12 protein-coding genes and 1 pseudogene are annotated in these 11,555 nt (G+C 29.9%); 3 read left to right on the top strand and 10 right to left on the bottom strand.

The window, feature by feature from the left end:
• Positions 1 to 20 precede the first annotated feature (20 nt).
• The gene (gene deoD, locus JJE11_RS06875; protein ID WP_291633928.1) at positions 21 to 734 is read right to left on the bottom strand and encodes a purine-nucleoside phosphorylase; all 714 of its coding nucleotides are present in this window, start codon (positions 732 to 734) and stop codon (positions 21 to 23) included.
• Between the two features lie 464 nt (positions 735 to 1,198).
• On the opposite strand from deoD, the gene JJE11_RS06880 reads away from it, so the two are divergent.
• Positions 1,199 to 1,861, top strand: a complete 663-nt coding sequence (locus JJE11_RS06880) for a TVP38/TMEM64 family protein (protein WP_291633931.1) — start codon at positions 1,199 to 1,201, stop codon at positions 1,859 to 1,861.
• A 20-nt stretch (positions 1,862 to 1,881) separates the two neighbouring features.
• Here the strand turns inward: JJE11_RS06880 and JJE11_RS06885 are convergent, their stop codons facing one another.
• Positions 1,882 to 3,036, bottom strand: coding sequence for a ribose-phosphate pyrophosphokinase (locus tag JJE11_RS06885; protein WP_291633933.1), 1,155 nt, complete (start codon positions 3,034 to 3,036; stop codon positions 1,882 to 1,884).
• Between the two features lie 264 nt (positions 3,037 to 3,300).
• Between JJE11_RS06885 and nudC the strand changes: the two genes are divergently transcribed.
• Positions 3,301 to 4,128: an NAD(+) diphosphatase gene (gene nudC, locus JJE11_RS06890; protein ID WP_291633935.1), complete on the top strand. Its 828-nt coding sequence runs from the start codon at positions 3,301 to 3,303 to the stop codon at positions 4,126 to 4,128.
• Between the two features lie 282 nt (positions 4,129 to 4,410).
• Positions 4,411 to 5,586, top strand: a complete 1,176-nt coding sequence (locus JJE11_RS06895) for a DUF4317 family protein (protein WP_291633937.1) — start codon at positions 4,411 to 4,413, stop codon at positions 5,584 to 5,586.
• A 49-nt stretch (positions 5,587 to 5,635) separates the two neighbouring features.
• On the opposite strand, the gene JJE11_RS06900 is transcribed toward JJE11_RS06895, so the two are convergent.
• From JJE11_RS06900 to JJE11_RS06935, 8 genes and pseudogenes are all read right to left on the bottom strand, one after another.
• Positions 5,636 to 6,331: a response regulator gene (locus JJE11_RS06900; protein ID WP_291633939.1), complete on the bottom strand. Its 696-nt coding sequence runs from the start codon at positions 6,329 to 6,331 to the stop codon at positions 5,636 to 5,638.
• Positions 6,324 to 7,907, bottom strand: coding sequence for a sensor histidine kinase (locus JJE11_RS06905; protein ID WP_291633941.1), 1,584 nt, complete (start codon positions 7,905 to 7,907; stop codon positions 6,324 to 6,326). The genes JJE11_RS06900 and JJE11_RS06905 overlap by 8 nt, the downstream gene beginning before the upstream one ends.
• Before the next feature lie 20 nt (positions 7,908 to 7,927).
• Positions 7,928 to 8,278: an FMN-binding protein gene (locus tag JJE11_RS06910; RefSeq protein WP_291633943.1), complete on the bottom strand. Its 351-nt coding sequence runs from the start codon at positions 8,276 to 8,278 to the stop codon at positions 7,928 to 7,930.
• Between the two features lie 105 nt (positions 8,279 to 8,383).
• The gene (locus JJE11_RS06915) at positions 8,384 to 9,127 is read right to left on the bottom strand and encodes an ABC transporter permease (protein ID WP_291633945.1); all 744 of its coding nucleotides are present in this window, start codon (positions 9,125 to 9,127) and stop codon (positions 8,384 to 8,386) included.
• Positions 9,128 to 9,129: 2 nt separating this feature from the next.
• Positions 9,130 to 9,876, bottom strand: a complete 747-nt coding sequence (locus JJE11_RS06920; RefSeq protein WP_291633947.1) for an ATP-binding cassette domain-containing protein — start codon at positions 9,874 to 9,876, stop codon at positions 9,130 to 9,132.
• A complete protein-coding gene (locus JJE11_RS06925; protein ID WP_366927914.1) occupies positions 9,873 to 10,463 on the bottom strand; it encodes a flavin prenyltransferase UbiX in 591 nt (196 codons plus the stop codon). The genes JJE11_RS06920 and JJE11_RS06925 overlap by 4 nt, the downstream gene beginning before the upstream one ends.
• Positions 10,464 to 10,470: 7 nt before the next feature.
• Positions 10,471 to 11,328, bottom strand: coding sequence for a UbiA-like polyprenyltransferase (locus tag JJE11_RS06930; protein ID WP_291633951.1), 858 nt, complete (start codon positions 11,326 to 11,328; stop codon positions 10,471 to 10,473).
• Positions 11,309 to 11,555: pseudogene (locus tag JJE11_RS06935) on the bottom strand (menaquinone biosynthesis decarboxylase); the annotation flags it as partial. The gene JJE11_RS06930 and the pseudogene JJE11_RS06935, both read right to left, overlap by 20 nt.

The following is an 11,555-nucleotide window of genomic DNA, read 5'->3' on the forward strand; positions in this document are numbered from 1 at the left end:
CGATTTCTAATTAATTGGTGTTATTCAGCCATTTCTAAAGCTATTTTCATCATATTCGTAAATGCTTCTTGTCTTTCTTCAGAAGTAGTTATTTCACGAGTTACTAAATTATCTGAAACAGTTAATAAACAAGCTGCTTTCTTACCTAATATATTTGCATTATGAAATAGCGCGAATGATTCCATTTCTACTGAAGTACAGCCGTGAGTTTTATAAATATTCTTATATTCATCAAAATTTTCACGATAAAATACATCTGATGAATGAACTTTATTTTTATGAACTTCGATGCTTAAATCATCTGCGATTTTCTCTAACTTACTATTTAATTCTGATGATGCAGCAATAGTATCATATTCATATCCACTTTGAACTTTTGCATAAGTAGATTCACTCCAAGCTTCAGTACAAAGTATTACATCATATAAATGTAAATCAGAAGTGTAAGCACCACATGAACCGATTCTTATAATATTTTCTACCCCATAAAAATTAAATAATTCATATGAGTAAATACCAATACTTGGCATACCCATGCCACTAGCCATTACAGAAATTCTACGTCCTTTATATGTACCGGTGTATCCAAATATATTGCGTACATTATTAAACTTTTCTACATTTTCTAAAAATGTCTCTGCAATAAATTTGGCTCGTAAAGGATCACCTGGCATTAGTACTGTTTTTGCTATGACTCCTTTTTCTTCTACTTCAATATGTGCTGTTGGTATCATATTGAAACCTCCTTCTCTTTAAGTAATATATTTACTTTAATAATTAACTATATTATTAAAGTATACATTATAAATGCATTAATTACTTCTGAAATTGTAATATTTAAGCATCAATTTGAAATTGGTTTACATTTTTATTAGTTTACATAATTTTAATTATGTAAACTAAACTTCTATTATATTTAGTAATGTTCTATTTATATCGTTTATTATAAACATAAATATACCTTATATATATGTTATATAAGGTATATTTTGTAATTTTTATTCTTCTTTAAATATATAAAACAAAGGTAACTATTTTATATTTCAATAGTTACCTTTGTTTCTATATGAATTAACTATTAGATATCCTTATTACATTAGTATATAATTAATAATGCCAATTATATACTAATGTAATATTTAAAATAAATGTAAGTTGATAATTGTTATCTATCTATTATTGCTATAAGGAGGATTCTATGAGTAAAAAAGTGAATACTATTTTAAAAACACTACCTTTTCTAATAATAATTACAATTTTAATTTATGCCTTTTGCAATATGAAAATGATACATCATTGCACCCCTGAAAATGTAAAAGCTTTTGTTGATTCTTATGGAATATTCTCACCAATAATCTATATAATTTTATTTACTTTCGTACCACTTACACTTTTTCCAGATTCAATCCTTGCCATTGCAGGAGGAATGTGTTTTGGAATGGTTGGCGGTTTTATTTACACAATGATTGGTGCCATGTTTGGTGGCATTCTTTCCTTTTTCTTAGCTAAAACTTTAGGTCATAAAGTTTTCAATAAATTTATAAAAAAGGATATATCAAACCTAGAAACTGCTATTAAAAAAAAGGGTTTTGCACTTGTTTTTATTTTGAGACTTATTCCACTATTTCCCTTTGATATTATAAGTTATGCAGCAGGTTTTTCGGGGGTGAAATTTAAAGACTTTGCCACAGCTACAATTTTAGGTATAATACCTGGTATATTTGTTTTTGTAAACATTGGAGATAAAACAACCAAAATTGGATCTTCAAGTTTCTATGTGTCTATATCACTTTTAGTAGGGCTTATTGTAATGTCCTATGCTTTAAAAAAGAAAATTTCAATTCATCAAATCGAAGGCTAGTGTAGCTAAATTACAATTTTCTATAATATTCTTTCTTTTAATAAGCTTGTAATACTACTAGTGGCATTAAGTAATGGGCCTATGGATTTATCATAATTTAGGTTATTTATTATGTCGGCTATAAACTCTGACATATCTACTTCTCGGAACCACTTAGCTTCTTTAACCTCTTTGGGAATATACGTTAAGTTTGTTGAATATATTTTTTCAATTAACCCCTCTTCATAAAACTGATCAAACTTTGCAATACCTTCAGTAAATAATGCAAATGTAGCTGTAACGAATATTCTTTTTGCTTTACGTTTTTTTAATTCTAATACTATATCAAACACTGATTCACCTGAGGCTATCATGTCATCAACAATCAATACGTCCTGTCCTTCAACTTCTCTGCCCATATATTCATGTTGCACTATTGGATTTTTACCATTTACTACTTTTGAATGGTCTCTCCTTTTGTAGAAAAGTCCAATATCAAGGCCAAGCACACTAGAGTAATAAACAGCTCTATCCATTGCACCAGTATCTGGGCTTATCACTAACATCTTTGATTTATCTACTAAGAGATCAGGCTCCTCTTTTAAAATAGTTTTTACAATTTCATATGTGGGATATAAATTATCAAATGATATCAAAGGTATTGAATTTTGAACATTTGGATCATGAACATCAAAGGTTATAATATCATTTACACCTAATTTTTCTAATTCTTGAAGTGCTATTGCACAATCAAGAGATTCTCTATGCTTTCTTCTGTGCTGCCTACTTGCATATAGCAATGGCATTATAACAGTTATTCTCTTCGCTTTTCCCCCTAAAGCTGATAAAACTCTCTTTATATCTTGGAAATGATCATCTGGACTTTTATGGTTCTCATAACCAAACATTTTATATGTACAACTATAATTTCCTACATCACATAATATGAATATGTCTTTTCCTCTAACAGTATTTTCTATAACAATTTTTCCTTCGCCGTTTGAGAATCGAATATCCTTCATACTTATAAGAAAAGATTTTTCTCCCCCCATCAAGTTACTTATAGGTTCATTTGCATAGTCCTTACGTTTTTCAATTAAAAGTTCATTAATCCTATTACCAAGTTCAGAACTACTCTCTAATGCCATAATACCTAGATTACAATAGGGAATGCTAGGTGATTCCTTAATATCCATAATAATACCTCCTTGAAATCTAAAATAGAAAAATGTACTCCTTTACAATTTTAACATATTTACAATTTTAAAAGAACATCAAAATCAATATAATCATTTTTTCTAAAGTAAATTCTTACGTAGCAAATAAAAGAACATGTGATCTAATACTAAATATTAAAAATCATGAATTTGTGTTATAATTAAACAGAAATAAATCAAATCAACTCTAATTGCCTTTATTGGGGCAATATATAACTACTATAGATTGGAGATATGATACTAATGCCTAATGAAGAAAATTTCACAAATTTTTTACCATCAGTAGATGCAATTTTGCCTAAAACAAATAAGGATAATTATTTTTTATTTTACAAAAATGAGTTATTAGTTAAAACTGAAGATAATAAAGCTGTCATACCAACTACTGAGGATCTAGATAATTTAAAATTAATTAATATTCAATATCTTGGATCCATAAATGGGAAGAATTGTTATTGCGGTGAATTAAATAAAGATGCCATTATCCCAAATAATATGTATTTTAGTAAACTTAAAGCTTTAGCTCATCAGTTATCTGAAGAGCTGTTTTGGATAGGAGGGAGAGCTATTCAAATAGTAAACTTTAATACTGACCATGCATATTGTGGTAGATGTGGTACATTAACACAAAGCGTTGATTCGGAGAGAGCTAAAAAATGTCCCAAATGTGGACTTATAAATTATCCTAGGATTTCGCCAGCCATAATAGTGGCTGTTGTACGCGAAGGAAAATTGCTTCTTGCCCATAATAATCAATTTCCTAAGGAGTTGTATAGTGTAGTTGCCGGATTTGTAGAAGTTGGAGAGACTTTTGAGGAATGTGTTGTTCGCGAAGTTCGTGAAGAAACAGGAATCATTGTAAAGAACATAAAATATTTTGGAAACCAGCCTTGGCCTTTCCCAAATTCTCTAATGATAGGATTTACTGCTGAATATGCAAGTGGAGAAATACAAGTAGATGGAAAAGAAATTGGGGATGCTAAATGGTATAGTTCTACAGAGATGCCTGTAACTCCTGATAGTATAAGTATAGCTAAAAAATTAATTAGCTGGTTTTCAGATAATTATTAGATAAGAAAACTCATTTTAATTTATAATTTAAAAAATAGAAGTTAGAATTCTTAATTCTGAGCGGATTATATTCTAACTTCTATTTTTTTCTAATATATAATACAACACTCTAATAATAATTTGTCAATAGTTATTATTGATCAATATAGGAAGTTTTATAAATATAATCCATATTTTTGTGTTATAATTTTAGGTATATGAAAGAAAATAGTGAGTTGAAAATTCTGAAAGTATTTATTTTAATATCCCTAATATATAATAACAACGAAAAGAGGTTTAATGATGAATAAAAAAGAGCTTGCAGACATAAGAAAAGAATTTAAATTAGATAGTGGCATGATGAAAATTCAGGAAATCTATAGTGTTTATCTAAAAAAAGATAATGTTCAAATTGATTATGAGCCAGTTATTCATTCAGAATTTGATTATTTTGATAGAATGGATATGGATAAAAAAGACTTGTTCTTAGGTAATTTCAAGAAAATACTTACTGGTGCTCTTGATACTAAAATTTTCGAGTTAGATTTTCAAAATATAGAAGATGAAAATAACACTCAAAATATTTTAGGTAATGCTCTAAAAGCAACTAATAAAGACGAAATTCAAAACTATATTAATAAGCTTGTTGAAAAAATTGCAGCTAACTATAAATATGAAACTGATATAGTGGTTACTTTTATTAAAGCGGAATACTGGCTAGGGTCAAGTCACAGAAATATGGATGCAGATGAAAGCATTGATGAAGCGGTACAAGCATTTAATTTCATTCTATCAAGTGTAAATAAAATAGATATTCCAAAAAGAACTCTAAAATTCGACTACACTGATAAGGAATTTAAAGCAAATTCAGCTTTAGATTCTGTTATTAATCTTAATGCTCCCTTGGAGGGTTTTATGTTTCCTAGTCTTACTAGTGGATATTCAGATACTGATAAAATTTTATATTATGCTTCAAAGCCTAAGGAATTAAACACTTCATTTATTGAAAATGTTCTAAACTGTGGTTTTAAATTTACTGCTGAAGACGAAAAAAATTGCTTTAGTGATATTTTAAAATCCATAATTGGAGATAAGATAAAACCTGAACTTATGCAGGACATTTATGTAAATATACATGAACTCTCGGAGCAAGCTGAAGAAGGTCAAACTCCTACTCTTGGAGCTCTCGATGTTAAGAATATTCTAAATAGCTGTGGCGCAGAGATTATCTTTGATATAGAAACTGCTTTTGAAGAAACTTGTGGTAGTAAGTACGATTTTAAGATAAACAATATCGTACCTGAATTTAACTCAAAATCCATTAAGATTACTAGTGAAATTGCAAATATTACTGTAACACCAAAGGATCTAAATTCAGTTAAGCAGGTAAGAAATAAAGATGGTCGAAGGTGTCTGCTTATTGAAATTGATGAAGATATTGTTATAGAAGGCTTTAAATTAGAAACTGAGGAATTTTAGCACATCCTAGCATAGTAAAAAGGAGAAGATTAGTGCATTTTTAATGTCACTAATCTTCTCCTTTTATTCTATATTTGTTTTTAGGCCTACCGACTTTACCGTATTCCATTTCAACCACAAGTTTTTGCTCTTTTTCTAAATAGTCTAAATATCTTCTAGCGGTTATTCTAGAAACTCCAATATTTATTGCAATCTGCTCTGATGTAAAAGAATTATCCTTCATGCCAGATATACCCACTAAAATTTTTTCATAAGTGTATTGATTGAATCCTTTAATATCGCCAATGTTTTCATAATATTCTGCTCTGTTTTTATTCTCTTTGATGGTATATTTATCAATAATTTTCTGTTCCATACTATCAGTATTTTTAAAACTATTTTTTCTGCGTTCAAATTGAAGCAGCGCTTCCTTAAACCTATTAAATATAAATGGTTTAACCAAATAGTCTACTGCACCATACCTAAATGCCTCTTCAACAGTTTCTGTATTCCTATCTGCAGTAATTAATATAGCATCACATTTTAAATTTTCAATTCTTATCCACTTTAATAAATCTGTACCAAGACCTTGTGGGAAAAAAACATCAAGCAATATTAGGTCAGGTTTTCCACTTAATATAACTTCTTTTGCCTTTTCAATGGAGTTAACACTATCATATAATGCAAACCCCTCTACCTTTTTTAAGAATTTTTCGTTAATTTCTCTAACCATAGGATCGTCTTCAACAATAAGAACTTTAATCATATCCTCTACCCCTTTTCATTGGTATAAATATATCCCATATAGTTCCATTTTCTTGTAGAATATTTATATCTCCACCAGCATAATCTATTATTTGTTTTACAATACTAAGCCCAAAGCCCCTATTTCCAGTTTTAGTTGTAAATCCCCTTGTAAAAATTTTGTGTATTATATCTTCACTAATTCCAGGTCCATTATCCTGAATCCTTATTCTTAGTTCTTTATTATTAGAATTTAGTCTTATAAATATCTTACCATTTTCAAATTTTACTAATTCTTCAATAGAATTTTCAATTAAGTTTCCAATTACAGAGCAAATTTCATCTACTGTAATGTTTTCAGGTATTTCATCAATATAAGAATTTGCATCAATTTCTACAGAAATCTTAGCTTCTGTTGCCTTATTATATTTGGCAAGTAAAATACCAGCTATGTGGACATTCTTAATTCTTTTGCTGAGAGTATCAGAAACTTCTTGTCGAATTTTAGATATATGAGAAATATATTCAACCGCTTCATCATATTCTTCTAATTGTATAAGCCCTGAGATAGTGTGAAGCTTATTCATAAATTCATGATTCTGCGCTCTTAAGGCAAATGTCATTTTTTTAATTCCAGTTAACTCTTCTGCCATATTTTTAACCTCTGTTAAGTCTTGAAAACTAGATAAAACACCAATAATTTCTTCTTTATAATTCTTTAATATTGTATGACTGCACAAAAGGGTTTTATCATGGCACATTTTAATTTCTTGGTTATATACTGATTCGTGAGTCCTCAATACTTCCATCATTTCATCTGTATAATTGAAATTAAAATCAGAAACATTTTCACCTATATTCTCATCTTCCAGTTTTAAGATTTCCTTTGCTATTCTATTGAAAAGTATTATTTTACCATCCTTGTCAATAGCGATAATGCCATTTTTCAGATTCTGTAAAATTAAATCTTTCTGACCTAATAGAAATGCAATTTCCTCTGGCTCTAATCCAAATATGCTTTTCTTTATTATATTTGCTAAAAAGGCCGCACCTACTATTCCCATTAGAAGTCCAATTACTAAAGCTACTTCTAGGTTAGATAAACCAGTACTAAGTTCAGCATAAACAGTATCTGTTAAGAGACCTACTAAAACCGCTCCTACTTGCTCCCCCTTATAATATATGGGTACGAAAGCTCTTATTGCTGTAATTAACACATTCTTGTCCTTAGCAACATAAGATTCACCCTTTGTAAGCACACGTTGTTCTCCACCGTCAGCATATTTTTTCCCTAGTGACCTTCCATATGGATAGGAATATTTTATACCATTCATATCCAAAACAATAATATATTGAAATCTAGTTTTTTTTCTGAAACTCTCTATAGTTGACTGAACGGTATTATAATCTTTTGAATTAGCTAAAGTTTTTTCAATTATATCTATGGACGCAATCGTTACAGCTAAATCCATAGCATTATTTCCCATTTGAGTTTCTATGGAAGTTTGCGCTTGATAATAAGTAACAGTTCCTATACCACCAATTACGATAAATATTATAATGCTTATAAATATTGTTAATTTATACTGTAATTTCAATAATACTCCACCCCATATTATTATTTTTCTACATTTGCTTTTGCTAGCCCATCCTTAATAGCTTTAATAAGCCCATTACTTGTATACGTAGCACCCGCCACAACCTCAACATCAGGGCTATTTGCATTTATTACTCTCGCTGGAAGTTTTTCGTAAACTTTATCAGCTATCACTGGAGTTTCCTCTTGCTCCAATATCTTAATTTCTTTTATTTCATATTGATCAGTTACTATTTGTACTTTTATCGGTCCAATATGTCCCTCAGCGTTTCCCTCATAGGTTCCGGCTTTATAAATAATGTTTTTAGAACCACAAGCCACAAGCGCAGTTGCTAAAAATATTGTTAAAATTATCGCTAATAATTTTTTCAAATAAGTCGCCCCCAATTTATATTACCCTAGCGCTTCTATGGAATAGATAGCTATTGTTATAATTATATCATTTTTCGACTGTTGTGTCATTTTTAGTATACAACTTTATCTCCAAGGACAAAGTATCCCTTCTAAAACATCAATTATAATAAATAAAAATAGGCCAATTATACTTAAAATAAAAATACCTGAATACATTTGAATATAGTTAATTCTCATCCATGAATCCATAATGAAATACCCCATGCCATACTCAGTACCAAAATTTTCAGTAAAAAATAAAACAGAGATTGCTGTGCCTATGCTAATTCTAAGCGACGTTAATATAGCTTTAAGAATTCCTGGGAAAACAATTTCTCTTATTATCTGAAAATTTGTAGCTCCCACTGAATACATAGGATAAAAAACTTCTTCAGGAATGTTTTTCACTTCATCTCTTATATTAACCACAACCGGGAAAAAAGTAATTAAAAAAATCATAACTATTTTTGTCAAATCTCCTAGTCCAAAAATGAGCATTATTATAGGAAGTAATGCAATCTTAGGTATTGGATAATTGAAGTATATAATTGGTGAAAATATTAAATCAATCTTTTCAAAGTATCCCATTAAAATTCCTACTGGTATACCTATAGATAAAGTAAATAGGAGTCCTAAAATAATTCTATTTAAGCTGTAAACAGCATGGATTGCAATGCCAGTCCGAAATGTTATAAATATATTTATTAATATTGCATATGGTGATGGGAATAAAGGCTTATTAATAAGAAGTGATATCATTTGCCATAATCCAAAAATGATAAAAAAAGCAATTACATAATTAACTAGTTTATACTCTTTAAGTCTCATGCCTATTTATCTCCTTTAAGAATTTTTCTAAGTTTACTATTTAAATTTATGTACTCTAAATCAACCTCCGAATTTACGTTTCCAAATAAGGGATTACTTATAACTTCAACTATTTTTCCTGGTGACGCAGAGATTACAGCTATGTTCTTTGCTAAATATATTGCTTCCTTAATATCGTGAGTTACAATAATGGTGGTAACCTTATGTTCTTCCCAGACTTCTAAAAACATTTTCTGAACGTCCTCCCTAGTCATAGCATCTAAGGCTGAAAAGGATTCATCCATTAAAAGTAAATTTGGTTTTAATAATAAAGCTCTAGCTAACGAGACTCTCTGCATTTGTCCTCCACTTAGCTGACTTGGATACCTTTCAACAAAATCTTTAAGCTTTAACTCCTTTAGTAATTTTTTGTAAAAATCCATATCTATATTGCCCTTACCATCTTTAATTTTTGCTAAGAGGAATATATTTTCTTCTACTGTTTTCCATTTAATTAGTCCATAATTCTGAGGTATAAATCCGATTCTATGTATTTTAGGATTTACCGTTTTTCCATCTATTAAAACTTCACCGGCGTAACCTAGAATAATTCCCGCTAGAACTTTTAACAAAGTTGATTTCCCTCCCCCTGAGGGTCCAATTATAGCGCATATTTCTCCTTTCCTCACTACTAAGTTTGCATTTTCTATTACCTTGGTTTGTTTATCGCCATTTTTATAGTAAACATTTAAATTATTTATTTCTATCATTTATTTCCACTCCACTCATGATATAAATCACTCTCTACATCTAAACTTGTAAGAATTCTTCCTACAGTGATATTTACAATATCTTCAATGGTTTTAGGTCTTTGATAAAATGCTGGCATAGGTGGTATTATCATAACATTTAAATCACTTAAAAAAAGCATATTTTTAAGATGAATGGAACTAAGAGGAGTTTCTCTCGGAATCAAAATCAACTTTCTTTTTTCTTTTATCATAACATCTGCTGCTCTGATTAGTAAATTATCGGAAGTCCCATTACTTATTTTTGAAAGGGTTCCCATGGAGCATGGAACAATCACCATTCCATCAGTCTTAAATGAACCACTTGCTATACATGAAAACATATCATCTATAGAACATAATTTAAGCTTGCCTTTGTTATTATTAATATTTTGTAGCCACTTTTCAAAATTAATTTCCATCTCATACTCTAAGACCTTCCTACCATTATCAGTAATAACTAAATAAATTTCATTATCTTTTTTAATTAATTCTTCTATAAGCCGTACACCATAAATACTACCACTAGCTCCAGTAATCCCTACTATATATTTTCCCAAATAAATCACCTCTTAACTATAATATAAAAACATCCAATGCAGTACAAATAAATATCAAAACACTTACAATTTGATTTATGTTATATGAAGCAATTTTCATCTTTTTTTCGTTTGTTGGTGATACAATATAGTGTTCCAATGCAAGCAAAATAGAACTGATAAAAATTCCAAGTAAATACATCCAACCTGTATGTATTATAAAATGTAAGCTTATTAAAAGTAAAATCATAATAAAATGAAACAATGTTGATATGTATAGCGCGCCCTTTAATCCAAATCTAGCAGGTATAGAAAATAAACCTGTTTTTCTATCAAAATCTATATCTTGAGTTGCATATATTATATCAAAACCCGCTACCCAAAGTGTCACTACAGCGCCTAAAATAATTGGTGCCAGCGCAAATTTTCCTGTTACCGCAAGCCATGCTCCTATAGGTGCCCCACCACATGTAATTCCTAAAACAATATGACATATCCATGTAAATCTCTTAGTATAAGAATAAATTACAAATAGAAAAAGGGCTACCGGTGATAACATAAAGCATAATGGATTTAACTCGTATGATGCTATTATAAAAATTAAAAAGCACAGCAGCACTATACCCCAGGCTTCATATTCTTTTACTAGGCCTTTAGGCAAATGTCTATTTGCCGTTCGAATATTCTTTTTATCAATATCCTTGTCTACAATTCTATTAAGAGCATTTGCACCATTTCTAGCTCCAACCAAAGCAATTAATATCCAAAATATTGTAACAGCGGAAGGTAACCCTTCCGCTGCCCAGATCATCCCTATTAGAGCAAACGGGAGAGAAAATAGTGTGTGCGAAAACATAACCAATTCCCCATAGCTCTTAAGTTTCTTTAATACCATATTCCTTCCACCTCTTATCAACCATTTCTTTAACTTCCTTTGTCATTTCTACATTATCTGTCCAATGCCTCGTATGACCTTCTGATGGCCATTTTTTTGTAGCATCTACACCTAACCTTGAACCGTAATAGGGAGTATTTGACGCATGATCCAGTGCATCCAATGGTCCTTCTGAAATCACTAAATCGCGACTTGGATCTATATTGTTAAATACTTTCCAGGCAACG

This window comes from Clostridium sp. (genome assembly GCF_016650095.1).
Classification (GTDB): Bacteria; Bacillota; Clostridia; order Clostridiales; family Clostridiaceae; genus Clostridium_AD.